Genomic DNA, 26,085 nt, shown 5'->3' on the forward strand with positions numbered 1-26,085 from the left:
GGGGGCGGAGAGCGCGGATCGCGGTGAATGCCGCGCACGAGCGGACGACGTCTCCGGGGCTCGCGCCCCGCAGGCGTTGGGACAGCCGGGTTTCTCGCGGAGGAGGGGTCAGTCGGAGGGCGGGTCGACGTCGCCGAGCGCGGCCAGGAGGTCGTACAGCCCGCGGCGGCTGATCCCCAGGAGGCGGGCGGCCTTCACCTTGTTTCCCTCGGCCAGGCGGAGCGCCTCGGCCAGGTAGTGGCTGCGCACCCGGTGCAGGGCGCTGGGAAGGTCCAGCGCGAGCCCGCCCGCCGGAGCGGCGTCGAAGGGGGCGTAGCTCCCCCGCACCTCGTCGGGAAGGTGGCGCGGGAGGAGGGCGTCGCCCTCGTCCAGCCGGGCGAGCACCTGGGCGCGCTCGATCACGTTCTCGAGCTCGCGGACGTTCCCCGGCCAGGAATAGCTGTCCATGGCCTCGGCGGCCGCGGGGCTCACGCGGCGCAGCGGCGACCGCGTGACGGGCCGGTAGAGCGCGAGGAAGTGCTCGCACAGGTGGGGAAGGTCTTCCCTGCGCTCCCGCAGCGCCGGCAGGTGCAGCTCGATGACGTGGAGCCGGTAGTACAGCTCGGGGCGGAACCGCCCATCCCGGACGGCGCCCATCAGGTCGCTGTTGGTGGCCGCGATCACCCGCACGTCCACGGGGATGCTGCGCGTGGCTCCCAGCCGCCGCACCTCGCGCTCCTGCAGCGCCCTCAGCAGCTTGGGCTGGAGGGAAAGGGGAAGGTCGCCCACCTCGTCCAGGAACAGCGTGCCGGTGGTCGCCTCCTCGAAGTACCCCGGCCGCGACCCGGCCGCGCCCGTGAACGCGCCCCGCTCGTAGCCGAAGAGCTCCGACTCGATCAGGTTCTCCGGAAGGGCGGCGCAGTTGACGGCCACAAAGGGGCGGCCGCTGCGGTCCGAACGGGCATGGACGCTGCGCGCCGCCACCTCCTTGCCGGTGCCGGTCTCGCCCGTGACCAGCACGGTGGTGCCGGTGGGGGCCACCAGGTCGATCATCCGGCGCAGCTCCACCATCTGCGGCGAGCTTCCGACCAGCTCGACGGCGCGGTGCGGCGGCGCCGCAGGGGTGCGGAACCGACGTGAGCCGGGAGAGGGTGGATCGGACCCGGAGGCCGCCTGGCCGCCTCGGGGTGCCCGCCAGGAGGTGGACGAATCCATGGACCGGCTCATTCGATGGAGGCGCCCGGCCGTCTCCCGGCTCGGGGGGGAGCCGGGCACGACGACCAGGCGTGCGAATCGCCCACCCCGTAGTCCCTGAACTCAGGACTTCATCGCCGCCCCTCCTGCACGCCATCCGAGCACGCGCGAAACCGGAAGCTCGCGCCCGGAATCGGTTCACCGCTCCTTTCGTCACGTAAGAGTGCTTTCTTTTCAAGACAATTACATAGAGTGCACGTTGCGACGAACGTCGCTTGTTTTGGCCTGATATGCTGGCAAATCTCCCTTACGTGCTCCCGCGTGTAGATCCTTTTAAGCCTACAATATGTAGTACCAGACAAGAGTCAATACGTTGCATGATCGCGTGTCACTCTTTGCCTCGTCGCCGCCATTCCGGGCAATCCAGGAGAAGTCCGGCCCCGGGACGGCACCCTACCTTCGGTTGGAAAAACCGTCACTGCCGCACGACCGCCGGCCGTCCAGGGAGCGTCCCGGCGGACCCGTCACCATCGTCTCGCGGCCCTGGCAACCGTGCTTCGGCCCGCTTCCACGTGGAGGATCGCGGCGTGCTCATCTCTCGCTGCCGGGGAGCGGACGGGGTGCCCTCCGCGCGACCGCACCGGCCTGCTTCCTCCGCGTTCTCTTCGCCCCGCTCCATTCCGCCGGCGACGGCGCGAAGGCGGCCGTGGCGCGCCCGGACCGTGCCGGGCCTGGTCGCGCTCCTGCTGTGCGCCGCACCCGTGCGCGGGCAGACGGTGGAGGACGGGACCCTGCTGCCCAAGGGCGCGCTGGGCGCCGGCATGGTGCTCACGCACGAGACGTGGGACCGGTACTGGGAAGGGAGCCTGAAGCGGGGCAACGAGAACATCGGCAGGCTCACCACGCGGAGCCTTACGGCGATGACGGGATACGGGATCAGCGACCGGCTCGCGCTCCTGGCCATGCTCCCGTACGTCCACACCCACGCCAGCCGCGGTACGCTGAAGGAGATGCACGGCATCCAGGACGTGGTGGTGGCGGCCAAGTACGGCCTGGTGACGGTCCCGGTCGCCGGCCGCGGCACCCTGAAGGCCCTGGCCGTCGGATCCATCGCAGTTCCCGCCGGCGACTACTCCCCCGACTTCCTCCCGCTCTCCATCGGCCTGGGAAGCCGGCGTGCCTCGGGCCGCGTCACGCTGGCCTTCGAGGCGCGCCGGGAGTGGTTCCTGAACGCCTCGGCCGCCTACACCTGGCGGTCGAAGGTGAAGCTCGACCGCGCGGCGTACTACACCGGCGGCCAGCTCCACCTGGGGCGCGAGGTGGCGATGCCCGACGTGTTCGACTACACGCTCGGCGGGGGATACCGCGGAAGGCGGCTGCACGTGCCGGTGTCGGTATCGGTGCAGCGCACGCTGGGGGGAAGCGACATCCGGCGGCAGGACATGCCGTTCGTCTCCAACCGCATGGACTTCGTCCGCGTGGAGGGCGGCGTGGGCTACACCCTTCCCGCGACGAACCTGATGGTCCGGATCGGCGCCGCGCGCGTGGTCGGCGGCCGCAACGTGGGCCAGGCCACCACGCTCACCGGCGGCTTCCACTACACCCTTCCCCTCCGCACGCGGGCGCCGTGAGCCGCGTCGCGGAACGTCCGTGCGCGGGGCCGACGTGAGCGGCGCGAGCTCCGGGCGGGTCCCTCCGCTGCGCCGCGCACCGGCGATCGTGCCCGCCGCGCGGATCCGGGGCGGGCGCGGGCGCGTCCCGGTCCTCCGGGCGCGAATCCCTCGCGCGACCCCTTATCTCCCGGAACGACTTCGTGGGACGCGTATGAGACCTCACGCCCTCCTGCCGCCGGCGGCCGTCTTCCTCGCCTGCACCGCGGTTCTTTCCCTGGCCGGGTGCGACAACGCGGTCGAGGGAACGGAGCGGCTGCCGCCGCTGGAGGCAGCGGCGCTGGACGCGGACGCCGGGAGCTGGCGCATGATCGTCCTGTCCGCCCCGGACCAGATCGCCGTTCCGGCCCCGGCGGCCGCCGGCTCCGACGCGTACCGGGCCGAGCTGCAGGCCATCCGCGCCGCGCAGGCCAGCCTGACGGCGGCGCAGCGCCGGTCGGTGGAGCACTGGAGCGGAGGGGGCGTGCTGCGCTGGAACCAGGTGACCCGCGAGCTGGTGGCCCGCTTCAACCTTCCGCCCGCGCCGCGCGCCGACGGCACCTACCCGGTGCCCGACCCCGAGAACCCGTTCGCCGACCCGCAGTTCCCCTTCGCCAACCCCCCGTACGCGGCGCGCGCCTACAGCTACGTCAGCGTGGCCCAGTACGAGGCGCTCAAGTCGGCGTGGTACTGGAAGTACCGGTACAACCGGCCCTCCCCCGCCCGCGTGGACCCCGGCATCCGGGCGCTGGTGCCCGTCGGGAGCCTGCCGGCCTATCCGTCCGAGGACGCGGTGCTGTCGGCCGTCACGGCCGAGGTGCTGAAGGCGCTCTTCCCGGCGGCGGTGGAGGAGATCACGCGCCAGGCGGCGGAGCAGCGCGAGGCGGCGCTGCTCTCGGGGAAGGCGTCGCCCAGCGACGTGGCCGCGGGACTGGCGCTGGGGAAGGCCGTCGCCGCGGCGGTGCTGGCGCGGGCGGCGGCCGACGGGGCGAGGAGCGCCGCCGGCACCCCCGCCGAGTGGAAGGCGCTGGAAGATGCGGCGGCGGCCCGGGGCGAGGTTCCCTGGCGCAGCCAGGAAAGCCCGGCCCGGCCGCCGATGCTCCCCGGCTTCGGCCGGGTGCGGACCTGGACCATGACGGCCGAGGAGGCGGCCGCCGAGCAGCCGCCGGCGCCTCCCTCCACGTCGTCGGAGCAGATGCGGACCGAGCTGGCCGAGGTCAGACGCACGGTGGACCACCTGACGCGCCACCAGCTCGCGGTCGCCCTGCGGTGGAACGACGGCGCCGGGACGTACACGCCGTCGGGGCACTGGAACGACATCGCGGCCGAGCATGTCCGTGACGCGCGGATGAGCGAGGTCCGCGCGGCCCGCACCTTCGCGCTGCTCAACATGGCCATGCACGACGCCGCGGTGGGGTGCTGGAGCGTGAAGTACCGGTACTTCAACCCCCGGCCGCACCAACTCGACCCGGCGATCCGCACGGTGGTGGGGCTTCCCAACTTCCCCTCCTATCCGTCGGGGCACTCGACCTTCTCGGCCACCGCGGCGGAGGTGCTGTCTTACGTCTTCCCCGACGCCGCGGCCGAGTTTCACGCCCTGGCGGACGAGGCCGGCATCTCGCGCCTCTACGGGGGGATCCACTACCGGAGCGACATCGAGCGCGGCAAGGAGCACGGCGCGAGGGTGGGCGCCTATGCGGTACGCCTCGCGCGCGGCGACGGCGCCGACGCGGGGCGCACGGTTTCTCCAGCTCCGTAGTCCCGATACGAGTCTTTGTCCAGGTCGCGACCGCCCCTGCGGAAGGAATGGCTGCCGATGATCGTGCACTCCCTGTTCTTCGCCCAGTACCGCGACTTCGCCGGCGCCGGCGAGCTGTCCGTGGAGCTGCCGGAGGGGGCGAGCGTGGCCGACCTCGTCCGGCGCCTGCGCACGGCCGGCAGCGGCCTGTCGAAGCTCCCCGCATCTCCCGTGGTGGCGGTGAACATGGCCTGCGTGCCGGGCGACACCCCGCTCCGCGACGGCGACGAGGTGGCGTTCATCCCCCCGGTGGCCGGGGGGTGAGCTGCATTGGAGGAAGGAATGTCATTCCGAAGGCGCTGCGCCGCCCTCTCCTCCCATGCCGAAGCCGTGGCGCCTGAGGAATCTGTGGCCGGCTCCCGAGCCACAGGCCGCCTGTCGCTCGGACGCATGCCACAGATTCCTCGGGCGCCGCCTGGCGTCAGCGCGTTCGACGCGTTCGGTTCCTCCGTTACCTCCGTTTCCTCCGTGTGAGTCATTCTTTGAGGATGTCGGAATGCATACTGAATCCTCGGGATATGTATCACACGCGAAAAAACTCCGCCCGGCGCGCGGATGCGTGCCGGGCGGAGCTCTTCACCGCCGGGTCCAGACCGGCGCGGAGGGAGGCTACGGGCGCTTCAGCCACACGTTGTACGTGCCGCTGCCGCTGTACGAGCGCACTTCCCACCAGTAGTAGCCGGGGGTGCCGCTGTACGATACCGTCTCGGTGCTGCCGGTCGTGGTGCCGCTGGCCACCGCCACCCAGGTGGTGCCGTCCCACCGGTACAGGTACAGGTCGAAGTCCGTTCCCGCGGGGCCCTGCAGCCACCCCTGGTGCATGCCCGACACGGTGCTGACGTAGTAGTTGCCGTCCGGCTGGTACGACGAGCCGCCGCTGCTCAGCGTGCCGGTGTACTGCATGCAGTCCGTGCAGGGCGCCGTGTTGCCGGTACCACCGCCGCTGCCGCCGCCGCTGCCCGTGGTCAGCAGCGAGAACAGCAGGCGGTTGGGCGAGCCGGTGCCCCCGTTCGTGACCACGCCCGTGGTGGCCGTGGAGAGGATGGCGCTGGTCACCGCGGCCGGGGTGGCCGTCGGGTTGCCCTGCAGGTACAGCGCGGCCACGCCGGCCACGTGCGGGCTGGCCATCGAGGTGCCGTTGAGGGTGTTGTTGGCCGTGGTCGACGTGTACCAGGTGGAGGTGATGCTGCTCCCCGGCGCGAAGAGGTCGACACAGCTGCCGTAGTTCGAGTAGGCGGCGCGCGCGTCGGTGTTGGTGGTGGCGCCCACCGTGATGGCCGACGGGGCTCGCGCCGGGCTCTTGGTGCAGGCGTCCACCCCCTCGTTGCCCGCGGCCACGACCGCCGTCACACCCACGCTCACCATGTGCGCCAGGGCGTCGTCCACCGCCTGGCTGGCATCGGCGCCCAGCGACATGTTGGCCACCGCGGGGAGCACGCGGTTGTTGGCGACCCAGTCCAGCCCCGCGATCACGCTCGAGTTGGTGCCGTTCCCCGCGCAGTCCAGCACGCGCACCCCGATCAGCGTCACGCCCTTGGCCACGCCGTAGGCGGCGGAGCCGAGGGTGCCCGCCACGTGCGTCCCGTGGCCGTTGCAGTCCTGCCCGCTGCCGCCGAAGGCGTCGTAGCCGATGGAGGCGCGCCCGCCGAACTGCGTGTGGCTGGTGAGGATGCCCGTGTCGATCACGTAGGCCCGCACCCCCGCGCCCGTGGGCGTGTAGGTGTAGGTGCCGTCCAGCGGCAGCGCGCGCTGGTCGATGCGGTCCAGCCCCCAGGTGGCGCCGCTCTGCGCGGTGCTGGCGTGCACCACCGCGTCTTCCTCGATGTACGCCACGCTCCGGTCGCGGCGCAGCGTGTTCACCTGCGCCGCCGACAGCTCCGCCGCGAAGCCGTCCACCGTGCTGGTGTAGAAGTGGTGGACCTGCGCGCCTACCGAGTGGGCCAGCGCCTGCGGCGCGGTGCCGTCCTTCAGCACCACAATGTACGAGCCTTCCACCGCCATCCCGGGGGCGGCCCGGTAGAGCGGCGCCAGCTCCTGCGAGCTCTCCCCGGGCGTGCGGGCCGAGGTGGGCTGGTCGGTGGAGCAGGCGGCGGCCGCGAAGGCCAGCGCCGCCAGGGCGAAGAGGGTAGTGCTACGCATGATAGGAACGTCCTCGCGCAATGAGGTACGGGCGCCCGGCCCAATGCCGGGTGCCTGAGATGCCGTCCGGAGCGAAACGTCGGCGACAACGGCAAAAGCACGGTGGCCCCGCTTCCCGGACGGCGAAGCGGACCTGCGTGTATGCCTGTGTGGAGTGGGGTGTACCAGAGCACGGGGGCACGCCCAGAGCAGGACGATGCCTAAACCGTTGCCTTATATATAGTTAAATATGTTGGGGAGGGAAAGGGGTCGCGAGATTTTGGGTGCGTGCGCCGGGATGGCGCACTAGGGACGGTGGGGTCTCGCACGCGGACGAGATCGCCCGCGACTGCGGCGAGCACGGCACTTGGCTGCACGTGGACGGCGCCTACGGCGCACCCGCCGTCCTCACCGCGGCGCACCACTCCACCAGCGCGCACGATGTGATCGGCTGCATTCGTGTAGCTCACAGCGTAACCCACAACGAAACGGCCCCGCGATCCATGAGGATCGCGGGGCCATAAATCGTTGCAGCTCAACAGCAGGCGGAGGAACGCGAACCCCAAGGGCTTGCTCCCGCCGCATTGAGGGCGGAGGTACCACCCTGCTCTCAGCCTCGCTGTAAACATAATTCCAGACCTATTGTGCAGGATGGTGACTAACATTTATTCTTCTCCACCGCACTGCGGATATCTTCATGGAAGGTATAGCAAGCTATTCACACTGGGGGCTCAACCACAGCGTAGATGATCTCATTAGCCTTACCCTGTGTGATGTTCCGCACGTTGAATTCGCAGGCACTGGCGGGGCGAATCAGTCGAAATTTGAAGCGGCCGGCTGCGAACGCCCGGCCGTTCGAGCCGGCGGCGCGAGCGCGCGGCCGGATTCTCTCCCCACACCCAAGGAGGGGCACCATGCCGGGCAAGATGAAGCTGCAGTTGGACGGGCTGAAGGTGGAGTCGTTCGAGGCCGACACGCAGACGTACGGAAGCGGCACCGTGCGCGGCGCGGAGCTGTTCGCCAGTATCGACGGCACGTGCGTTGATTACACCTGCCGCAACTATGGCACCTGCCGCGTGGGCGCGAGTGGGTGCAATACCGTACCCTGACTCGAGACGACCGGACGCCGCGGCCGGGTTCCTCGGCCTCGACCGCCTGCAGTTGAAGGCAGGCTGACGACGGTACCCAGCAAACACGAAGGCCCCGCTGCCCGAGAGGGTAGCGGGGCCTAAGTCGTTGCAACGCAACAGCGGAGGCGGAGGGACTCGAACCCCCAAGGGCTTGCGCCCGCCGCGTTTCGAGTGCCTGGGCTCCGCGTCCGCAGTGGGGCGTATTCGGGAGAAATCAGCCGTTTGCGCGGTTTTCAACGTCCGAGCGGCTGTGGTTGAATCCACGGAAGGACGCGGGAATCCGTATCGGGACGGTTGCACACTACACCAAGTGTGACACCGGACGAGCGGCCTGCCGGTCCGCCACACCCTACGCTACACCAAATCGGTTACCCCGCTCAAGCTCCACGCCTGATCACCCGGTTCAATTCAATTCTTTCGTCCCCGCTGCGTCGGCGCGGGGTGTTTCCCTTCCATTGGTCGCCGGTGGTCAGGCCGACTTCAGCACTGACGCGGGGCTCACACGCGATGCGCGAGCCGCGGGGATCAGCGTCGCGGCGGCGATTACGAACGTGAAGAAGCCGGTCGCCACCGCGAACACGGGCAGCCCCGCACTCGCCACGCCGGGAACTGCGGCCGCAAGCACGCGGTTAGCCGCCGTGCCGCCCAGTAGGCCCACGACCGCACCCGTCACCACAACACCCAGCGCGCCCCGGGAGACGAGCACCAGCAGGTCGGCCGGGCGGGCGCCCAGCGCCGCACGGACCGCCAGCTCTCCCAAGCGCTGGCTGGCGCCGTACGCCACCACACCGTACAGCCCGATCGCGGCCAAACAGAGCGCCAGGCCGGTGAGCGCGACGAGCACGGCCACGTACCAGCGAAGCGGGTCCAGGTAGGTTGCGAGCGCGCTCTCCACCGTGCGGAGCTGGAACGCGAGTTGCCCCTCGCCGGCACCGTCCAGCGCGCGGCGCAGCGCGGGCAGCAGGATGGCGCCCGGCGTGCCACGCACCAGCACCGACGCTCCCGGCCCGCTCACTTCGCGCGCCACGTACAGGCCTCCCGGCACCACGACATCGCCCTCCATGGGAGGGGGGGAAAGCTCCACGTGCGCAGCGACCCCCACCACCTCGCCGCTTGGTGCGGCCGGCGAGCTACCTAGGCGCACCCGGCGGCCCAGCGGATTGGCAGTGCCCCACAGCCTGTGGGCCAGTAGCTCGTCAACGATCACTGGATTGGCGCCAGCAGCGTCGCCAGCAGCGAAGTCGCGCCCGTGCACGATGCGGACGCCGGCAGTACGTAAGTAGTCAGGCGTGACCGCCAAGCACACACACTCCGCCTGCAGCCCGACTGCGCCGTCGACCGTCACCGCACCCACGCCCAAGCGCTCGCTGGTCGCGATTGCCAGCACACCGGGCACGGCGCGGAGCGCGTCGACCAGCCGCACGGCGGAGGCGTCCGCCGAATCAGTATTGGTCACGGGACCGGCACCGGGCACGCGCAGCGGAACGACGTACAGGTTACGCACGTTTACCTGTGGCCGCCAAAGCAGCAAGCGCGAGATGCCACTCACCAGCGCGACTAGGTTCACCAGCAGAATGAGGGACACGGCCATCTGTGCGCCGGCCACCAGGTTGCCCCCGCGCTGGCCCGCCGCGCGCCCGCCAGCCCTTGGTGCGCCGTCCTTCAGCACCGCGGCCACGCTCACACGGGCAACGTGGAAGAGCGGCGCCATGTTGCAGAGCAGCACCAGCACGAGCGCACTGGCCACCCCAAACACCACCCCGCGCACATTCAGCACGCCCAACTGCAGGTTGTCGAGCGCGCCGAGTGGAGAGGTGGCTACGATCACCCGGAGCACAGCCATGGCTACCACCGTACCCAGCACGGTGGCGGCCACCGCCATCGTTCCACCCTCCACCAAGAGCGGCAGCACCAGTTGCGTGCGAGAAGCGCCGAGCGCCGCCCGGATGGCCGTCTCGTGTCGGCGCGAAAGCGCGCGCACCAGCGTGAGCTTGGACACATTCGCGCAGGTGATGAGGACCACGCACAGCACTACCCCCTGCAGTAGATAGAAGAACGACGCATCGGAAGGCCGACGCACCATGTCGAACGCCTCTAGGCTGGCCCCGCGGCGAAGCTCGGGGTCGGCGCGCTCCGAGTTGAGGCGCGCCACAAGCACCCGCGCCTCGGCGCGCATCTGCGCCTCGCTCACGCCTGCGCGCAGCCGCCCCACCATGCTGAGCGTGTAGTCGGCCGCGCCGCCGACACCGGGCTCGAGAGGGACCCAGAAGGCACTCCCCTCGCTGGGAAACCAGAAGCCGGCGGGCATCACCCCCACCACCACGTACGGCTGGCGACCGATGCGCTGCGTGCTGCCCACCGCGTCGCGGCGACCGCCGAAGCGGCGTTGCCACATCGCGTAGCTGATCATCACCGAGCGCGAACCCGGCTCGGTCTCCTCAAGCCCGCGACCCAGCACCGGTTTCACACCCAGCACCTGAAAGAGGTTGGCCGAGACCTCGAAACCGTTCAGGCTCGGGGCGTCGTCGGCGTGCAGCGCCAAGCGCTCGGCCAACCCCGCACGGTATGCCGCCAAGCCCGAGAATCCGCGAGCCATGGCGGCCACGGCCGCGTACTCGCCCGGCGAGACCAACTCGCGCTGCGGGCTGCGGCGGTAGTCCTGGAACCCATACAGCCGCCCCGGCTCCGCGTACGGCGCGGGTCGCAGCAGCACCGCCTCGACAAAGCTGAAGATGGAGGTGTTCAGCGCCACCGCCAGCGCTAGCGACAGGCCGGCCGACGCGGCGTAGCCGGGGCTGCGGCGCAGCGCGCGGAGCGCGTGGCGGAGTACAATCATTTGGAAGCCCCCGGTGCGCAGGCGGCGGAGCACCGGCTGGCCGCCGAGGGGTAGGCTGTGCCGGACGGCGCCACCAGCACGTGAGTGGTCCCGTCGCGGTCCTGGCTGAGCACGGCGATGCGCTCACCCCCGTCCGACGCCACGGCCACCGCACGGCCCCGCACGTCGAGAGAGCGAAGCACGCGGCCGCGTCGATCGAACACCTCGAGCGCGGAATGCGGGTAGTAGTTGACGTAGCGGTCGCCTTTGGGGCCGACTAGAGCCATCGTCCAGTCGCGGTAGCGAATCCCGGCGAAGAGCGAGTCACCGACCACCGCCAGCCCGGCGACGTTGGGCTGGTAGGTGAACCAGTTGCCTCGCCACCCGCCCGGGTTTCCGCGGGGCGGGGAGTCCACGCGCACACGCGGCTCGGCGCCGCGGTAGCTCACGGCCAGAAGGATCGGCGCTCCGACGGGTGTGCCGCGGCGGTCGAAACCCCGCACCGTGGCGTCGCCCTGCGTGAGCACCCACACGGTGTCGCGAGCCAGGGCTAAGTAGGTGCGGTTCAGCACGCGACGGGCGACGGTGCTGGCATAAGGAACGGGCTCTCCGAACGCACCCGCCGGGCGGCCGGCGGTGTCCCAGGCGCGCACCAGGCGCTCGCGACTCCACTCCACGGGAGAGAGGTACGGACCCGCGGTGTGGCCGGAGCCGAGCCACGAGTCGTACCAGCGGCCGTCGGGCGCCAGGGCGAAATCCCCCAGGTAGAGGTCGAATTGTGGCGTGTGCGGAGCAGATGCCGCGCTACGGACTCTGCCGTCGGCAGCGAGCACCCATACTTTGCCCTCCTCTCGGTCGGCCACCAGCAGGCTCCCTCCACCCGGCGCGCAGCGGACGATCGAGAGCGCGTCGAAGCGCGTGCCAGATCCAGCGGGCCCGTTCAGCGTATTTAGCAGGCGACCATCAGCGGCGAAGAAGAGCAACCTCTGCTCCCTGCGGTCGGCCACCACCAGGCGGTCGCCCAGCCAGCAGAGCGAGCCGACTTTCCCGAGAAGGGTGTCGTTGCCGGGGAGCGCATCGGCAAGGTCTGTCCAGAGGGCGGGCCCGGGCGACACCGGATGGCTCGGCCTGCGCCCGACGCCACCGTCCAGCGCGCGCGTCAAGTCGGGGTTCCTCCCCACAGCGGGCAATGCGTAGCGCGCCATCCTGAGGCCCTGCGCCAGCATAAGCAGCGCGTGGCCCTGCATGAGCAACGCGGCCGCCAGAACTGCCAACCCAAAGCGGGCTAGGCGCTTGATCGTATCCCGGCGCATGTCAACACCGCCGGCGGAGCTCGTTCTGGTCCTCGGCGCCGCTGAATGCGCCCCAGAACTTCACGCGGCCGTCGCCGCCTACCAGGATGTACACGGGCACGGCCGTGGTCTTCAGGCGCCGAGGCGCGTCGGGGTCGTAGCGCACAGGCATCCCCGTCACAACATCGGCCTCGAAGTCGCGGGCCTTGTCGTCATCGAAGGCCGAGATCCACACCACGGGAATTCGGTCTTGGTGGTTCGTGGCCGCTGCCTCGCGCCGGGCGGCGGTGTGGCAGTGGGGGCAGTCGGGATGGAACACCACCAGCAGGCGACATCCGGTGGGAAGCAGCGCGGTGGCGGTCGGTGGCGCGGCACCGCCGGGGTGCGAAAGCGGCCGCAGGTTCAACACGGGAAGGGCGCTTCCGATCGCCAGCCGCGAAGCGGGTTTCGCCTCCAACTCGCCCTGCTCGCCCTTGAGGTACTGGAATCCAAGGTTGCCGGCCGTTACCACGAACAATACGAGGTACACGGCGAGTTCCAGCCGATTGGGCTGTTTCATGGGGGTGCCCTGCGGGTTTAGGCGGTGGAACGGATGCCCTGAACGGGGCGCAAAACCCGGCCGCCGGGGAGCCCTGGCGCCCCCGCGGCGGCGGGTGAAGGATCAGGTCTCGTTCGCCTGCGGGCAGTCGCAGTTCCAGAACCAGCAGCCCTCGCAGGTTATGCTCGTCAGCTTGCCACTGCCGTCGAAGGTCTTGCTCGAAACCTCCCAGTTAGCGTGGGCAGGCGCTGCGGCAATCGCCATGTTGACGCCCACGAAGAGGGCCAGGAGAATGTTGCGCTTGATGTTCTTCATCGGAGTTCCCTTGGGTGATGGGTGTGTCTGCTTGTGGATGCGGAAGTGTCCGCAGGGGGTGAGAGGCTGCCAGGGCCCGCTCGGCAAACGTTCTCCGGAGAACGTCTGGAAACGATAGTCTTGTTTATCCCAACCTGTCAAGGATGGTGATGGCACTAAATGGCCGAGCTCAAAAAGAGGATTCGTGGGATGGCCGCGTTCGATGCAACGCCCTGCACCACGCCGGGAAGGGTTCGCATGTATCTATCTATCTATCTATCTATTCTGCACCCACAACGAAAACGGCTCCGCGATCCGTGGGGACCGCGGGGCCGTAACCCGTTGCAACGCAACAGCGGAGGCGGAGGGACTCGAACCCCCGAGGGCTTGCGCCCGCCGCATTCGAGTGCTCGGGACTTTGCGACGTTAGAGGACGATAGCGTACCTGCTCCCTCCGTTCTCTGCAGTTTCTGCTTGGGATCGCCGGCGCCGTTCAGAACTCCCAGCTCACTCCGAAGCTGGGGACGAACGGGAACATCTCGTCGTAGCCCTGGCCGAGCCGGACCTGTCCGTCGCGTACCTCCGCGAAGGGGTCGATGGCCCGGGCGTTCGCGCGGTTGTACAGGTTGAAGAGGTCGAGATAGGCCTGGACGCGCCCGCCCCGGCGCGCCCATTCGCGGCTGATGCGCGCATCCAGGCGGTGGTAGGCCGGAAGGCGGATGGAGTTCAGCGCGCCCCAGCTGCGGGTGACGACGACCTCTCCGGTCGGCAGGGTGGCGGCGGACTGCTGGAGCGGCGAGGCCGGCCAGCCGGTGTGGTACTGCCACGCCATGCTCAGCCGCCACCCCGGCCGCGGCCGCCACGCAAGGTCCAGCGCCAGCGCGTGCCGCTGGTCCAGCGCCCGCGGTACCCAGCGGCCCGACGAGTCCTGGTCCTCGGCGCGCGAGAGGGTGTAGCTCGCCGACCAGGCCAGGCGCCGCCCCGACTCGCGACGCGCCTGCACCTCCACCCCCTCCGCCCGCCCGCGCACCGGCGCGAAGCGCACGCGGTCGTCGAGGGCTTCGGGGAAGACGTCGGTGATGGGGTTCCCCACGTTCAGCCAGCGCGGGCGGACGTGGCTCAGCAGGCGCTGGTAGGCCTCTACACGCACCGTCACCGCGTTTCCGGCCGCGCGCTCGATGCCCACCACCCGGTGCTCCGCCCACTCCGCGGGAAAGAACGTCTCCACCCCGTCCTGCACCTGCAGCTGGTGAAGCCCCTGCGCCTGCGCGTAGCGTCCCCACGCGGCGCGCAGCCGCGTGTTCGCGTCGAGCTGCAGGGCGGCGCTGACGCGCGGCGCGGCGTGGCGTTCGTCGGTGGCCGGGTCCAGGTCGTAGCGCACCCCGCCTTCCACCGTGAGCGGCGGCGCCGGGCGAAGACGGAGCGCCGCGTATCCCCCGAGCGCCGTGCCGGCGGGAGAGGCGTCGACGGCCGTGGTGTCCAATCCCCCATCGGTCCGCTGCGCGCGGAAGTAGTCGTAGTCCGCCGCGTCGCGCCGGGCCTCGGCGCCCCATTTCAGCAGCGCGGAAGCGGAGAGATCGAACGTGGCGTCGTGCCGGATCCCCCAGGTGCGCAGCGTGCGCCGGTCGTCGACCCGGAGGTCGGGCTCGCTCGCGGTGCCGTCGCCGGTCTCGCCCGCGCGCGTCCAGTCGAGCCCGGCCGCGGAGACGACGGTGCGGGCGGAAAGGCGCTCGCCCCGTACGGTCCACGTGAGCCAGCCGTAGCTGCTGCCGTACCGGCTGCGCAGGGCGGGGTCGCCCGGCTCGTCGCGGAAGCGGAGGCGGTCGCGGGCCAGCAGCGCGTGCGCGGCGAGCGTGTGGCCGGGCGCGAGGTCGTACTCGACCTTGGCCAGCGCGTCGTAGTAGACGGGGGAGATCTCGCCCTTGTCGCTGCTCCGCGCGTGTGACAGGTCGAGCGCCAGGTCCAGGAAGCCGCGCCGCGCGGAGCCCACCCATCGCCCCCGCCCCCCCGCCCAGCTCCCCGCCGACATCGCCCGCAGGTTGGTGAGCGACACCCCCAGCGTGGTGCGCGCCGGCCCCGGTACGGGCGACACCGTGCGCATGTCGAACACGCCGGTGAGCCGGTCGCCGTACTCGGCGCCGAACCCGCCGGTGATCAGGTCGATGCCGCGGACCGCCGAGACGTCGACGATGGAGAGGGCGCCGTCGAAGTCCTTGACGTGGAAGGGTTCCAGGAGCTGCACGCCGTCCAGCATCACGAACAGCTCGTCGTTGCCGCCCCCGCGCACCCGGAAGGCGGCGGAGAGGTCGGTCGCGGCCACGCCGGGGATGCGGCTCACCGCGCGGAACACGTCTTCGCCGATCTGCGGACGCGTCTCCAGGTCCTCGCGCGTGAGGGTGCGCGGCGCGTCGGCCCGGTGGTCCATCACCCCGAAGTAGCTGGGCGTCACCACCACCTGTGCCAGCGGGATCATCCCCGTCCTGAGCGTCACCTCCACGCGGCCGGCGGCGCCGGGCGCCACCTCGACCTCGGCGCGCGCCGGCTGGTAGCCGAGCCGGCGCACCTCCAGCGCGTACCGCCCGGGCGCCAGGCCGCCCAGCGCGAACCGGCCGTCCTCCGCGGTCACGGTGGACCGCGCCGCGGCCGACACCCGGGCCCCGGCCACGGCCTCGCCTGCGTCGCCGCGGACGATCCCGGCCACGCTCCCCGTTTGTGATACCCGCGGCTCGGCGCGGAGCACGGCCTGTCCGCGCGGCGAGACCAGGAGCCGCAGCCCGGAGCCGCGCAGGACCGCGAGCAGCGCGTCCGCCGCGCGCAGCCCGGCGACCCGGCTGGTGACCGGCCGGTCCAGGCCGGGAAGGTCGGGGTCGAACACCACGCCCACCGACGCCTCCGCCAGGATGTGGCGGACGGCGTCGCCCACCGTGCCGCCCCGCACCTCGCCGCGGACGACGCGCGCCAGCCCGGCGACGCCGTTGCCGCTCGCATCGAGCGGCGCCCATGCGGCGCCGGCGGGCGAGGGGGCGGAACTGGACTGCGGGCGGGCGGGAAGCGGGCTCACGGCGAGGAGGAGCGCTGCCGCGAGAATCCGGGCGGAGTGGTGGGTGGTCATGGCCGTGTGCGGGAGGAAGGGGAGATGAGGATGGTGCCTCCCGTGCGGCTCCAGCGGGCGCCGAGGGAGAGAGTGACCGCGTCGAGCACCTCGTCGAGGGGTGCGCGCGGGAGGGTGAGGGTGAGGTGCCGCCGCGCCAAGGCGGGGTCCGCCACGCGCACCTGCACGCCGTACCAGCGTTCCAGCTCCCGCGCGACCTCGGCGAGCTCCGCGCGGTCGAACTCCAGGCGTCCTTCCCGCCACCCCGCGTAGCGCGCGGGATCGACGCCCCGCTGCCGGGCAGCCGGCCTGCCGGGTGCCGCGAGGCCCAGGTCGCCGCGAACCAGGACGACGCCGGTGTCCGCGCCGGCCGCCGCGGAGCGCAGCCGCACCCGTCCGCTCTCCACCACCACGCGCACGGGCTCGCCACGGTAGCCGCGGACGTCGAACCGGGTGCCGAGCACGCGGGTGAGCGCGCCGCCGGAGCGCACGGTGAAGGGCCGCCTGGCGTCGTGCGCCACCTCGAAGAACGCCTCGCCGTCGAGCACCACCTCGCGCGCGCTGCCCCGGAAGCGGCGCGGATGCTCCAGCCGGCTGGCCGCGCCGAGGGTGATGCGCGTGCCGTCATCCAGCCGCAGCGAGCGCGTGGCGCCCGCCGCGGTCGCGACGGCGACCATCGGCTCCGGGGACGGCGCGGCCAGCCGCCAGATCCCGGCGCCGCCGGCCAGCACCGCCGCGACGGCCGCGGCGCGGAGCAGGGGAGCGCGGCGGCGCCCCGCCCACACCGGCGCGGGCCGGCCGGTCGCCATCGGCCCGGCCGCGGCGATGCGGGCGGAGAGGCTCTCCCACGCCTGGTCGGTGCGGCCGTCGCTGGCGGCGTCCGCGCCGGGGCCGCGGAGCGCGCGGAGCATCGCCAGGTGCTCCGGTGCCGCGGCCAGCCAGCGCTCCACGCGCGCGGCGGCCTCGGGCGAGGCCTCGCCGGCGAGGTAGCGGTCCAGCAGCGTCCAGTCGATGGGCTCGTTCACGGCGGCATCCCCGGTGGGCGTTCAGGAGGTGAGACAATCGAAACGAAAAAACCCCCACACCGGGAGGACGGATGGGGGTGCGCGGGTTCGTCTCGGGGGTCGACGATCACCTCCGCCGAGAGACGCGAGACTGGATGAACCCGACGACGTTCAGCGCGTCTGGAGCGACGACGTTCGGAATCCGCTCCCCGGTCTCAGTCGTCGAAGTCGCCGAGGGTGGCGCGAAGGGCCTTCAGCGCGCGGCCGAGCTGGTTCTCGACGCCCTTGACGGAGATGCCCATCACCTCGGCGATCTCACCGTGGCGCAGCCCGTGGCGCCAGCGCAGCTCCACCACCATTCGCGCCCGCTCCGGCAAACGTGACACGGCCCGTGCGACCGCCGCCGCGGCCTCCGATTCGGCCGCGGCGCGATCGGGTGCCGGGGATGGATCGGAGGGGTCGCCCTCTCGCCGCAGCCGGGCGAGCCACCCGCGTTCCCGGCTCACGCGCTTCAGGTGATTGAGGGCGCGGTTGCGGACCGCGCCGAAGAGGTATGCGCGCAGGGTGGCGCGCAGCTCCCAGGCGGCGCGGCCGCGCCAGAGCTCGAAGAACACGTCCTGCACCAGCTCTTCGGCGACCGCCGCGTCGCGCACGTACCCCTCGGCGAAGCGGCAGAGCCCGGCGTGGTGCTCGCGGAAGAGCGCCTCGAACGCGCCGGCGTCGCCGCGTCGAATGCGCTGGGCCAGCTCGCGGTCCTCCCGCGGCGGCGGAAGTCGCTCGGTCACGGACGTGTCACGTGCGGTGGGAACGGCATGGCAGAATGTATATTCGCCATGCTGTCCCAAATGCTACCCAATGGATCGCTGGATCACGAGCAGACCGTCGGAGAGAGCGCGGAACTCCCTGGAAGAGGGGAGACGATCGCCGTTTGGCCGAGCGCACCCAAAACCAACGAAAACGGCCCCGCCGCTCGACTGAGCGACGGGGCCATAAATCGCATTGTGGACCGAGAGCAGTCGTAGCGAGTGGGAAGGCGGAGGAGGAGAAACATCGAAGCAGGTTTTGACCTGAGGCCCATGGGAAGCTTCCTCGCTTTGGCAACCAACTGCCGTATCTTTCCGTGTACCACACGCATGACTTCCATCACCCCGTGAGGAGCCGCAGGGATGCCGAGCGTTTTTCTCAGCCACACGAGAGTCGATAAGCCCTTCGTCGAAAAGCTTGCGGATCATCTGAAGAAGCTTGGCGTGAACGTGTGGTTCGACAAATGGGAGATCAGAGTCGGGGAGTCCATCACATGGAAGATCAACGACGGGATCCGCGAAAACGAGTTCCTGGCCATAGTCCTTTCACCGGATGCACTTCGGTCGGAGTGGGTGAAGACGGAGCTCAGCGCCGCCTGGATCAGGCAGATGAATACCCGGAGAGTGGGCGTGCTGCCCATTCTCCTCAGAGATTGCGAGATCCCTCTGCTTCTCGCCGACCGGAGATACGCCGACTTCAGAACCGACTTCGATGAGGGTATCTCCCAGCTCGCGGGGGCGCTGGGCATTCGCGAAAGCCGGCTCATGTCCGAGGAGAACTGGCGACGATTCGCAGTCAAAAGAGCCCCCGGCTGGCAGAAGTTCCGTCAGGCCGAGTTCGAACGGTTGGTGACGGTGTTGGTCGACAGGGCCGTGGAGTACAACTGGTCGACGTGGGTTGGCGGGCGGGCGAATCCCTTCTCCATTACGCTTTCCGGCTTCGTCGGCCAGGGGCGGAGCGCTTCCGTGTCGCTGAAGCTCAGCGGGAAGACGCTTGCATACATGGCCACCCTCCAGGACGAGTACAACCCGAACCACCTGAGGGCCGGTGACTTCGACCTGTACGTCGGGAACACGACGAACGAGTGCGAGGAATTCGTGTGGCGACATATGGAGGACTTCCGGCGGGCCCACGGTGATCCCACAGGCAAGCCGCATCACTTCGTAGAGAGGTTCACGTCTCACATCGACGCAGCATCCTTTGCGCATCAGATGCTGAGCGAGCTTTCTTGGTACAAGGGAGAAAAACGCCTCAGATAAGCGATCTTGTTGGCGGGTCTTTCCAGCCGGAGTGCTGCGAGTTGCGAAGATGGAGTCGGGCGTGTAACCCACAACGAAAACGGCCCCGCCGCTCGACTGAGCGACGGGGCCGTAACTCGTTGCACTGCAACAGCGGAGGCGGAGGGACTCGAACCCCCAAGGGCTTGCGCCCGCCGCATTTCGAGTGCGGTGCCTTACCAGTTAGACTACGCCTCCAAACCGACTCCAGTCGGGACGGCCGGATTTGAACCGGCGACCCCTCGCTCCCGAAGCGAGTGCTCTACCGGGCTGAGCCACGTCCCGAAAAACCTGCGCCCGGACTACCCGTCTGTTCCTGCACCGGCGAGCGGACCGGGTGGGATTCGAACCCACGAGGGCTGTTAACCCCACACGATTTCCAATCGTGCTCCTTAAGCCGCTCGGACACCGGTCCCAGCTGGAGCGGAGAGGGCGGGATTCGAACCCGCGTCTGCCTTTTGGGCAGGACGGTTTAGCAAACCGTTGGTTTTAGCCACTCACCCACCTCTCCAAACCGAGCCTGCAAGTTGCCCCCCCAGGGCTCGAACCTGGACTTTCCTGATCCAGAGTCAGGCGTGTTGCCAATTACACCAGGGGGCAATCAACCGAAGTTTTCAATCAGAGCGGGAGACGGGGCTCGAACCCGCGACCCTCAGCTTGGGAAGCTGATGCTCTGCCAACTGAGCTACTCCCGCGCTCTTTCCGTGCGGCGAAATCTAACCGTACCGCCGCCGCTTGACCAGAGCCACCGGTCGGATTTGAACCGACGACCGCTCGATTACGAATCGAGTGCTCTACCCCTGAGCTACGGTGGCGCGGTGTGGGTTCCAGTGGAGCCGACCGGGATCGAACCGGTGACCTCTGCAGTGCGATTGCAGCGCTCTCCCAGCTGAGCTACGGCCCCAAATGCTTCGCGCGAGTGGGCGGTACAAGACTCGAACTTGTGACCTCCACGATGTCAACGTGGCGCTCTAACCAACTGAGCTAACCGCCCGGGCAGTGGTGGGGGTAGGATTCGAACCTACGTAGGGCTGTGCCCGGCAGATTTACAGTCTGCTGCCATTAGCCACTCGGCCACCCCACCGAACTTCCACGTACCGTCCCTGCGAGTGGAGCCGAGGGGAATCGAACCCCTGACCTCTTGAATGCCATTCAAGCGCTCTCCCAACTGAGCTACGGCCCCAGATACCGACCCGTGTTTTCAAACCGACCGGCGCCGCTGGCGCCTGGAGCGGGGCCGACGGGACTCGAACCCGCGACCTCCGGAGTGACAGTCCGGCACTCTAACCGACTGAGCTACGGCCCCTTGTACCACCTCGCGGAAGACGCATCTTCCGGTCCTGCAAGAGCGGGCAACCGGGCTCGAACCGGCGACCTCAACCTTGGCAAGGTTGCGCTCTACCAACTGAGCTATGCCCGCAATTCCCGCCCGGGGACGGATCCCCGTTCCAGCGCTCCCACGGGGAATCGAACCCCGCTCTCCACCTTGAAAGAGTGGCGTCCTGACCGATAGACGATGGGAGCGACTCTTTCACCTCAAGCTCGCGATGGGACTCGAACCCATGACCTCTTCCTTACCAAGGAAGTGCTCTGCCGGCTGAGCTACGCGAGCACCCGTTGCCGGGCCGGTCCCGTTTTCAAGTACCGCCAGGGGGATTCGAACCCCCGTTACCGCCGTGAGAGGGCGGCGTCCTGGGCCTCTAGACGATGGCGGCGTCGAAGCACCGTTCTTCAGCAGCAGGGCAGGAGGGACTCGAACCCCCAACCGCCGGTTTTGGAGACCGGTGCTCTACCAATTGAGCTACTGCCCTACGGTCCAGCTCAAGGTGGCCAGGGAGGGAATCGAACCCCCGACACCACGATTTTCAGTCGTGTGCTCTACCAACTGAGCTACCTGGCCCTGCGCCCCCAACAAAAAGCCGCCCGGCTGCGGCGGCGGGGGTTGGGCAATAGCGGGGGCGGGATTCGAACCCGCGACCTTCGGGTTATGAGCCCGACGAGCTACCAGGCTGCTCCACCCCGCGTCAAGGACAGTGAAGATAACGGCCGAGGGCCGTTCCGTCAACCCCCGCCGGGCGTTTCGCCCGGCCCGCCGGACGCTGTCGTCCGTCCGGCGGGCCACGATTATATACGACCCCACCGCGTTTGTGAAGCCCTTGACAGAATCGGATTTTTTGCTGCCGAAACAGACTTTCGACAGCCTCGACGGAATCCGCCCAAGTGGCCGCTTTACATCCGTTTAGAAGAAATCCTCGACGGACACGATCCGGATCCAGTCTGCTCGAAATCTCCAGACGTGGGACGAAGGAGATCGGATGGAGTGCGCATCCGCTTGCTGTCGCCGCGCACCGCCACTATCGTCTGTTTCCATCTCCCTTCCCGACCGAGTCTTCCTTCAACTGCAAGCGACGCATGAACATCCTTCGACTCGCCCGCGCGGGGCTGGTGCTGGCCGCGGCGGTGACGCCGCTGGCCGCGGGCGCGCAGCGTCCCGCCTATCCCACGACGCGCACGGTGGAGCAGGCGGACGACTACCACGGCACGCGCGTGGCCGATCCGTACCGCTGGCTCGAGGACACCGACGCGCCCGAGACGCGCGCGTGGATCACCGCCCAGAACGCGCTGACGGAGCAGTACCTGGCCGCGATCCCCGAGCGCGCGCGCATCCAGGCGCGGCTGACCGAGCTGTGGAACTTCCCGCGCTGGGGCTCGCCCGCGCGGCGCAGCGGGCGGTACTTCTACTTCAAGAACACCGGGCTGCAGAACCAGTCGGTGCTTTACGTGGCGCCTTCGCCGCGGGGCGAGCCACGCGTCCTGCTCGACCCCAACACGTTGCGCGCGGACGGCACCGAGGCGCTCACCACCGCGCAGTACACCGACGACGGGCGGCTGCTGGGCTACGGCGTGGCGTCGGGGGGATCGGACTGGCAGGAGTTCCGGGTGCGCGAGGTGGACACGGGCCGCGACCTGCCCGACCGGCTGCGCTGGATCAAGTTCTCGGACATGGCGTGGACGAAGGACGGCCGTGGCTTCTTCTACGCGCGCTATCCGGAGCCGTCGGGGAACGCGCTGACCGCGGCCGTGCACGACCAGAAGCTCTACTACCACCGCATCGGCGAGCCGCAGGAGCGCGACGTGCTGGTCTACCAGCGCTCCGACGAGCCGGACTTCATCTACTACCCGCGGGTGACGGAGGACGGGCGGTACCTGGAGATCTCGGTGTCGAAGGGGAGCGACCGGCGCAACCGCATCTACGTGATGGACCTGGGCGACCCCGCGCGCCCGCGCGTGCAGGGGCAGATGGTGCGGATGCTGGACGCGTTCGACGCCGGGTACACGCCGCTGGGGAACGACGGGCCGGTGTTCTACTTCGCCACCGACAACGCGGCGCCGCGGGGGCGGGTGGTCGCGGTGGACCTGCGCGACCCGGCGCCGGCGCGCTGGCGGACGATCGTGCCCGAGGGGCCCGACGCGATCGTCGGCTCGCGGCGGGTGAACGGGAAGTTCGTGCTGTCGACGCTGCACGACGTGGCCGCGAAGCTGCGCGTCTACAACGCCGACGGAACCTCCGCGGGCGAGGTGCCGCTCCCCGGGCCGGGCGCGGTGTCGGGGCTGCAGGGGCGCTCGGGCGACCGCGAGCTCTTCTTCACCTTCGCCAGCTTCCTGTCGCCGGCGACGGTGTACCGGTACGACTTCGCCACGCGGCGGGCGGAGCCGGTGTGGCCGGTGAGGACCGGGTTCGACGCGAGCCGGTACGTGACGGAGCAGGTGTTCTACACCAGCCGCGACGGCGCACGCATCCCCATGTTCATCACCCACCGCCGCGGGATGGCGATGGACGGGAACAACCCCACGCTCCTTTACGGCTACGGGGGATTCAACTCGGCGGTGCTGCCGGCGTACTCCAGCGCGGTTGCCGTGTGGCTGGAGATGGGCGGCGTCTACGCGTCGGCCAACCTGCGCGGCGGCAACGAGTACGGCGAGGCGTGGCACCAGGCGGGGATGCTGGCCAACAAGCAGAACGTGTTCGACGACTTCATCGCCGCGGGCGAGTACCTGGTGGCGCAGAAGTACACGTCGCCTTCGAAGCTGGCGATCTCGGGCGGGTCCAACGGCGGGCTGCTGGTGGGCACGGTGCTGAACCAGCGGCCGGACCTGTTCGGCGGGGCGCTCCCCGCGGTGGGGGTGATGGACATGCTGCGCTTCAACAAGTTCACCATCGGCTGGGCGTGGGTGTCGGACTACGGCTCGCCGCAGGACCCGGCGCAGTTCCGCACGCTGTACGCGTACTCGCCGCTGCACAACATCAGGGCGGGAACGCGCTTTCCGGCGACGCTGATCACCACGGGCGACCACGACGACCGCGTGGTGCCCGGGCACTCGTTCAAGTACGCGGCGGCGATGCAGGCCGCGCAGGCGGGCGACGCGCCGGTGCTGATCCGCATCGAGACGCGCGCGGGCCACGGCGCGGGCAAGCCCACGGCGATGCAGATCGAGGAGGCGGCGGACCGGTGGGCGTTCCTCGTCCGCGCGCTGGGAATGAGGGTGGAGATGTAAGCAGTGCCGGGTTGCAGATCGGAGGGCCCGACCGCCGATGCGGCCGGGCCCTTCGTCTTCCCGATGCTGCGGTCTCAGGTCGCGGCCGGGAGCCCGGCGGAGTCTCCGTCCGCCGCCAGCGGGGGGGAATACGCGAGGGCGGCCGGGAGCGTTGCAGACGCCGGCCGTGGCGTGCTCACCTTCCGGGGCGGCGCGCTGCCGGACTCGCTAACCCAGTCGGCCAGAAGTGCGAGCGCGCCGGGATGCTCATAGGGAGCGCTGTGCGCGAGCCGCGTGACGGGTGCTTCGCTGATGGCCCTCCGATTAACCCCGGCCCAGGCCAGCGTGGCCAGCGCCCGGCGGCGTTCATCACCCATGTACGGCCACGCATCGCGGGTGGAGAACAGGTGGACCGGCCACGATCCGGGAGGTGTGGGCTCGGCGCTGACCTCGAGGAACATGTTGGTAATGCCGAAGCTACGTCCGAACGTGAGAAGCACGATGCTCAGCATGCCCACGGAAAGCAGGACCAGAACGCCGAGCACCAGTGTCAGCAGCAGGAAAACCGGAAGCACGGGAACGGCCACGAGCAATGCCGCGGCACAGGCGAGCCACTCACGGAGGGTCGTCGGCCGGGTACGCCAACCGAGAAGCCTCTGGAACCGCGCCGCGGGCCCGGAGGCGATCCCGATGATGGCATGCGAGATCGCAAAGGCCAGCAGGTGCGAAGTGCTGAGCGCCGCCGATGCCTCGTCTCCCGTCGTCCGGATGATCAGCAACGGTTTCAGGATCGGCGGGAGCCTGACGCGCTCGTAGTTCTGCTTGGCCCGGTTCAACCAGGAATCCAGCAAACCCTGGCCCGCGTTCAGGAACACCCGCGGAGCCGCGAGGAGGGCGACGACCAGCAACACCGCGGCCAGCATCAGGGCGGAGCCAGCCACCCTGTAGCTCGTGATGTCCTGCCCCCACAGCTTCGCGGCGACGAAGACGGGAGTGACCGCCAGGCAAACGGCAACGAAGGCCACCAACGCGGCGGCCATTCCCTTCAGCGCAGCCTTGAAGTCGGGGTCCAGGTGCCGCGGCTGGAGATGGAGGAAGGGGGTGGAGAGGCAGGCCAGACCCTCGACGCACGCGGCCACAGCCGGGTCGGCCAACGCCCGGATGGAGACGTTGCCGCCATGGCTGTGCGCCACCAGGTATTGGGTGGCGCCGGGATGCTCCTGCGCCTTCTTCAGGATGTGCTCGCGGAGCTCTTTCGCCGCCGCGATGCGGGCGCTGGGACGATTTCGTCCGCTCCATCCGAACGGCGCGAACGCAACCTCACAGTCGGGGAACGCCTGCCGCAGCGTCTCGCGCAGTCGGGATCCCTTTTTCGTCCATCCAGCGTCTTGGGCAAACGTACCGTGGACGAGAGTGAATACGTACTTCATGAGCGTGGTGGAGGGGTTTGTGGGGCCGAACGAATGATGGGCGGAACCGGTTAGCGCCCTCACGTGGATCGAACGGGATATGCAACCGGCAGGGTGAAGCGGGCGGACCGACTGCGGAGGGGAAATGGATGATGAAGATCCTGCGTACCGCGTCACCACTAAATCTTTGTCGCTTCTACATTTTTCGTCAAGATTTTCATACCAGGCGCGGCCACGTCCCACTTTCCTGGCGCCCGGTCTACGTCAGGAAGCGGCCTTCGCTGGCGAGCGCGTCGAGGAGGCGGCCGCGCTCGTTCTCGTCGCGGGCGGAGGCCAGGAGCGCGGGGGTGGCGTGGTGGCGGGCGCCGCACGCGCTGCACGTCACCCAGTCCTGGTCCCACAGCCGCTCCTCGCGCCAGGTGCCGGCGCACTCGGGCAGCACGTGGCGGATGCCATGCGCGTCCGCGGCGATGCGCTCCTCCTCGGCCAGCGTGTACGGCTCCAGGCTGGGCTCGAAGTGGCAGCCGTAGCAGGTCAGCGCGTACGGCAGGTCGATGCGCGCGCCGTCGGCCAGCTTCAGGTGGCGGCCGCAGCGCGGGCACACGCCGGCGAACCACTTCACCACGTATCGCCCCGTGTAGAAGCGGTGCGCCAGGAACGCCCCCACGCAGAACGACAGCACCGGCCACGGGTAGTGCGGCGGGATCCACACCACGTACGGGCAGATCCCCCAGAACAGCGCGATGGAGAGGACCGTCTTCAGCGCGCGCCACGGATACGGCTGGTAGACGACGCCCAGCCGCGCTGGCGTCGGCGGGTGGGCCCGCAGCACGAGGTGGACCTGGGGTGTCTCGATGGTCATCGCGCGGCTCGCTGTAGCTGTCCTTCTCCTAAGGTAAGGACGCCGCGCAAGGGGTGGCAGGGGGTGATGACGGGATCGTCGCGAGGAACAGGCTAATACCGAATCCGGGTGAAGTATTGGTGTGTCCGACCGAACCTCGTGCTGCCGCGATTATAGATCGGTAGTGACTCTACTCATCAGTGATGAATTCTCCGAGTCAGGAATTCCTCCCAGGTCCAGACGTGGCCGCTCAGCCCGATGGCCATTGCGGGGGTTCGCTTGCGGTAGCGGTGCCCCTTCGGCAGGTCGGATGCCT

At 69.6% G+C, this 26,085-nt stretch carries 17 protein-coding genes and 19 tRNA genes; 6 read left to right on the forward strand and 30 right to left on the reverse strand.

Translation table 11 applies throughout. The annotated features are described in order from the left end of the window. Positions 1-108 precede the first annotated feature (108 nt). Positions 109-1,206, reverse strand: coding sequence for a sigma-54 dependent transcriptional regulator (locus tag VF092_08670; GenBank protein ID HEX6747362.1), 1,098 nt, complete (start codon positions 1,204-1,206; stop codon positions 109-111). 689 nt (positions 1,207-1,895) lie between these two features. Here VF092_08670 and VF092_08675 point away from each other — a divergent pair. The 3 genes from VF092_08675 (at position 1,896) to VF092_08685 (ending at position 4,884) form a co-directional block, all read left to right on the forward strand. Further along, complete coding sequence (locus tag VF092_08675) at positions 1,896-2,804, forward strand: transporter (protein ID HEX6747363.1); 909 nt, start codon at positions 1,896-1,898, stop codon at positions 2,802-2,804. Between the two features lie 193 nt (positions 2,805-2,997). Next, on the forward strand, positions 2,998-4,581 hold the full coding sequence (locus VF092_08680; GenBank protein HEX6747364.1) for a phosphatase PAP2 family protein: 1,584 nt from the start codon (positions 2,998-3,000) through the stop codon (positions 4,579-4,581). 57 nt (positions 4,582-4,638) lie between these two features. Beyond that, positions 4,639-4,884: a MoaD/ThiS family protein gene (locus tag VF092_08685; GenBank protein ID HEX6747365.1), complete on the forward strand. Its 246-nt coding sequence runs from the start codon at positions 4,639-4,641 to the stop codon at positions 4,882-4,884. A 345-nt stretch (positions 4,885-5,229) separates the two neighbouring features. Here the strand turns inward: VF092_08685 and VF092_08690 are convergent, their stop codons facing one another. Further along, positions 5,230-6,759 (reverse strand): S8 family peptidase, encoded by a 1,530-nt coding sequence (locus VF092_08690; GenBank protein HEX6747366.1) that lies wholly within the window; start codon positions 6,757-6,759, stop codon positions 5,230-5,232. An 893-nt stretch (positions 6,760-7,652) separates the two neighbouring features. Between VF092_08690 and VF092_08695 the strand changes: the two genes are divergently transcribed. Next, entirely contained in the window at positions 7,653-7,847 is a 195-nt protein-coding gene (locus VF092_08695; GenBank protein HEX6747367.1) for a hypothetical protein, read from the forward strand. A gap of 490 nt (positions 7,848-8,337) precedes the next feature. On the opposite strand, the gene VF092_08700 is transcribed toward VF092_08695, so the two are convergent. From VF092_08700 to VF092_08730, 7 genes are all read right to left on the reverse strand, one after another. After that, the gene (locus tag VF092_08700; GenBank protein HEX6747368.1) at positions 8,338-10,737 is read right to left on the reverse strand and encodes an ABC transporter permease; all 2,400 of its coding nucleotides are present in this window, start codon (positions 10,735-10,737) and stop codon (positions 8,338-8,340) included. Further along, positions 10,701-11,996 carry a hypothetical protein gene (locus VF092_08705; GenBank protein HEX6747369.1) on the reverse strand — a complete coding sequence of 432 codons (1,296 nt, stop codon included), beginning with the start codon at positions 11,994-11,996 and terminating at the stop codon, positions 10,701-10,703. Before VF092_08705 ends, VF092_08700 begins: the two co-directional genes overlap by 37 nt. A gap of 1 nt (position 11,997) precedes the next feature. Next, positions 11,998-12,534 carry a hypothetical protein gene (locus VF092_08710; GenBank protein ID HEX6747370.1) on the reverse strand — a complete coding sequence of 179 codons (537 nt, stop codon included), beginning with the start codon at positions 12,532-12,534 and terminating at the stop codon, positions 11,998-12,000. A 102-nt stretch (positions 12,535-12,636) separates the two neighbouring features. Then, positions 12,637-12,828: a hypothetical protein gene (locus VF092_08715; protein ID HEX6747371.1), complete on the reverse strand. Its 192-nt coding sequence runs from the start codon at positions 12,826-12,828 to the stop codon at positions 12,637-12,639. 472 nt (positions 12,829-13,300) lie between these two features. Then, the gene (locus VF092_08720) at positions 13,301-15,919 is read right to left on the reverse strand and encodes a TonB-dependent receptor (GenBank protein ID HEX6747372.1); all 2,619 of its coding nucleotides are present in this window, start codon (positions 15,917-15,919) and stop codon (positions 13,301-13,303) included. Then, positions 15,916-16,923 (reverse strand): FecR domain-containing protein, encoded by a 1,008-nt coding sequence (locus tag VF092_08725; protein HEX6747373.1) that lies wholly within the window; start codon positions 16,921-16,923, stop codon positions 15,916-15,918. The genes VF092_08720 and VF092_08725 overlap by 4 nt, the downstream gene beginning before the upstream one ends. Positions 16,924-17,117: 194 nt before the next feature. Beyond that, complete coding sequence (locus tag VF092_08730; protein HEX6747374.1) at positions 17,118-17,687, reverse strand: RNA polymerase sigma-70 factor; 570 nt, start codon at positions 17,685-17,687, stop codon at positions 17,118-17,120. 381 nt (positions 17,688-18,068) lie between these two features. Between VF092_08730 and VF092_08735 the strand changes: the two genes are divergently transcribed. Further along, a complete protein-coding gene (locus VF092_08735; protein ID HEX6747375.1) occupies positions 18,069-18,965 on the forward strand; it encodes a TIR domain-containing protein in 897 nt (298 codons plus the stop codon). Positions 18,966-19,098: 133 nt separating this feature from the next. Here the strand turns inward: VF092_08735 and VF092_08740 are convergent. The 19 genes from VF092_08740 to VF092_08830 all read right to left on the reverse strand — a co-directional run bounded on the left by VF092_08740 (position 19,099) and on the right by VF092_08830 (position 21,007). Then, a tRNA-Ser gene (locus VF092_08740) sits at positions 19,099-19,181 on the reverse strand. Between the two features lie 13 nt (positions 19,182-19,194). After that, positions 19,195-19,268 (reverse strand) — tRNA-Pro (locus VF092_08745). Between the two features lie 44 nt (positions 19,269-19,312). After that, positions 19,313-19,398, reverse strand: a tRNA-Ser gene (locus VF092_08750). A 9-nt stretch (positions 19,399-19,407) separates the two neighbouring features. Next, positions 19,408-19,494, reverse strand: a tRNA-Ser gene (locus tag VF092_08755). 16 nt (positions 19,495-19,510) lie between these two features. Continuing rightward, positions 19,511-19,583, reverse strand: a tRNA-Gln gene (locus VF092_08760). Between the two features lie 22 nt (positions 19,584-19,605). Then, positions 19,606-19,678: transfer RNA gene (locus tag VF092_08765), tRNA-Gly, on the reverse strand. A gap of 48 nt (positions 19,679-19,726) precedes the next feature. After that, positions 19,727-19,798, reverse strand: a tRNA-Thr gene (locus VF092_08770). A 16-nt stretch (positions 19,799-19,814) separates the two neighbouring features. Then, positions 19,815-19,887 (reverse strand) — tRNA-Ala (locus VF092_08775). Positions 19,888-19,903: 16 nt separating this feature from the next. Then, positions 19,904-19,977 (reverse strand) — tRNA-Val (locus VF092_08780). A 6-nt stretch (positions 19,978-19,983) separates the two neighbouring features. Further along, a tRNA-Tyr gene (locus VF092_08785) sits at positions 19,984-20,067 on the reverse strand. Between the two features lie 26 nt (positions 20,068-20,093). Beyond that, a tRNA-Ala gene (locus VF092_08790) sits at positions 20,094-20,166 on the reverse strand. A gap of 49 nt (positions 20,167-20,215) precedes the next feature. Further along, positions 20,216-20,289 (reverse strand) — tRNA-Asp (locus tag VF092_08795). 41 nt (positions 20,290-20,330) lie between these two features. Then, a tRNA-Gly gene (locus tag VF092_08800) sits at positions 20,331-20,403 on the reverse strand. A gap of 32 nt (positions 20,404-20,435) precedes the next feature. Next, positions 20,436-20,507, reverse strand: a tRNA-Glu gene (locus VF092_08805). A 15-nt stretch (positions 20,508-20,522) separates the two neighbouring features. After that, positions 20,523-20,595, reverse strand: a tRNA-Thr gene (locus tag VF092_08810). A gap of 30 nt (positions 20,596-20,625) precedes the next feature. Further along, positions 20,626-20,698, reverse strand: a tRNA-Glu gene (locus tag VF092_08815). 23 nt (positions 20,699-20,721) lie between these two features. Next, a tRNA-Trp gene (locus VF092_08820) sits at positions 20,722-20,794 on the reverse strand. 16 nt (positions 20,795-20,810) lie between these two features. Continuing rightward, positions 20,811-20,883: transfer RNA gene (locus VF092_08825), tRNA-Phe, on the reverse strand. A 50-nt stretch (positions 20,884-20,933) separates the two neighbouring features. After that, a tRNA-Met gene (locus VF092_08830) sits at positions 20,934-21,007 on the reverse strand. Between the two features lie 388 nt (positions 21,008-21,395). Here VF092_08830 and VF092_08835 point away from each other — a divergent pair. Then, positions 21,396-23,540 carry a prolyl oligopeptidase family serine peptidase gene (locus tag VF092_08835; protein ID HEX6747376.1) on the forward strand — a complete coding sequence of 715 codons (2,145 nt, stop codon included), beginning with the start codon at positions 21,396-21,398 and terminating at the stop codon, positions 23,538-23,540. A 74-nt stretch (positions 23,541-23,614) separates the two neighbouring features. On the opposite strand, the gene VF092_08840 is transcribed toward VF092_08835, so the two are convergent. Both VF092_08840 and VF092_08845 read right to left on the reverse strand, forming a co-directional pair. Then, on the reverse strand, positions 23,615-24,949 hold the full coding sequence (locus VF092_08840) for a hypothetical protein (GenBank protein ID HEX6747377.1): 1,335 nt from the start codon (positions 24,947-24,949) through the stop codon (positions 23,615-23,617). A 238-nt stretch (positions 24,950-25,187) separates the two neighbouring features. Further along, positions 25,188-25,790 (reverse strand): hypothetical protein, encoded by a 603-nt coding sequence (locus tag VF092_08845; GenBank protein HEX6747378.1) that lies wholly within the window; start codon positions 25,788-25,790, stop codon positions 25,188-25,190. Positions 25,791-26,085: the final 295 nt, after the last annotated feature.

Source organism: Longimicrobium sp. (assembly GCA_036377595.1).
Classification (GTDB): domain Bacteria; phylum Gemmatimonadota; class Gemmatimonadetes; order Longimicrobiales; family Longimicrobiaceae; genus Longimicrobium.

Excerpts from the sequence above, each read along its gene's own strand:
- VF092_08670 (HEX6747362.1), bottom strand. The coding sequence starts at position 1,206 with ATGAGCCGGTCCATGGATTCGTCCACCTCCTGGCGGGCACCCCGAGGC.
- VF092_08680 (HEX6747364.1), top strand. The coding sequence starts at position 2,998 with ATGAGACCTCACGCCCTCCTGCCGCCGGCGGCCGTCTTCCTCGCCTGC.
- VF092_08685 (HEX6747365.1), top strand. The coding sequence starts at position 4,639 with ATGATCGTGCACTCCCTGTTCTTCGCCCAGTACCGCGACTTCGCCGGC.
- VF092_08690 (HEX6747366.1), bottom strand. The coding sequence starts at position 6,759 with ATGCGTAGCACTACCCTCTTCGCCCTGGCGGCGCTGGCCTTCGCGGCC.
- VF092_08695 (HEX6747367.1), top strand. The coding sequence starts at position 7,653 with ATGCCGGGCAAGATGAAGCTGCAGTTGGACGGGCTGAAGGTGGAGTCG.
- VF092_08705 (HEX6747369.1), bottom strand. The coding sequence starts at position 11,996 with ATGCGCCGGGATACGATCAAGCGCCTAGCCCGCTTTGGGTTGGCAGTT.
- VF092_08710 (HEX6747370.1), bottom strand. The coding sequence starts at position 12,534 with ATGAAACAGCCCAATCGGCTGGAACTCGCCGTGTACCTCGTATTGTTC.
- VF092_08715 (HEX6747371.1), bottom strand. The coding sequence starts at position 12,828 with ATGAAGAACATCAAGCGCAACATTCTCCTGGCCCTCTTCGTGGGCGTC.
- VF092_08720 (HEX6747372.1), bottom strand. The coding sequence starts at position 15,919 with ATGACCACCCACCACTCCGCCCGGATTCTCGCGGCAGCGCTCCTCCTC.
- VF092_08735 (HEX6747375.1), top strand. The coding sequence starts at position 18,069 with ATGCCGAGCGTTTTTCTCAGCCACACGAGAGTCGATAAGCCCTTCGTC.
- VF092_08835 (HEX6747376.1), top strand. The coding sequence starts at position 21,396 with ATGAACATCCTTCGACTCGCCCGCGCGGGGCTGGTGCTGGCCGCGGCG.
- VF092_08840 (HEX6747377.1), bottom strand. The coding sequence starts at position 24,949 with ATGAAGTACGTATTCACTCTCGTCCACGGTACGTTTGCCCAAGACGCT.
- VF092_08845 (HEX6747378.1), bottom strand. The coding sequence starts at position 25,790 with ATGACCATCGAGACACCCCAGGTCCACCTCGTGCTGCGGGCCCACCCG.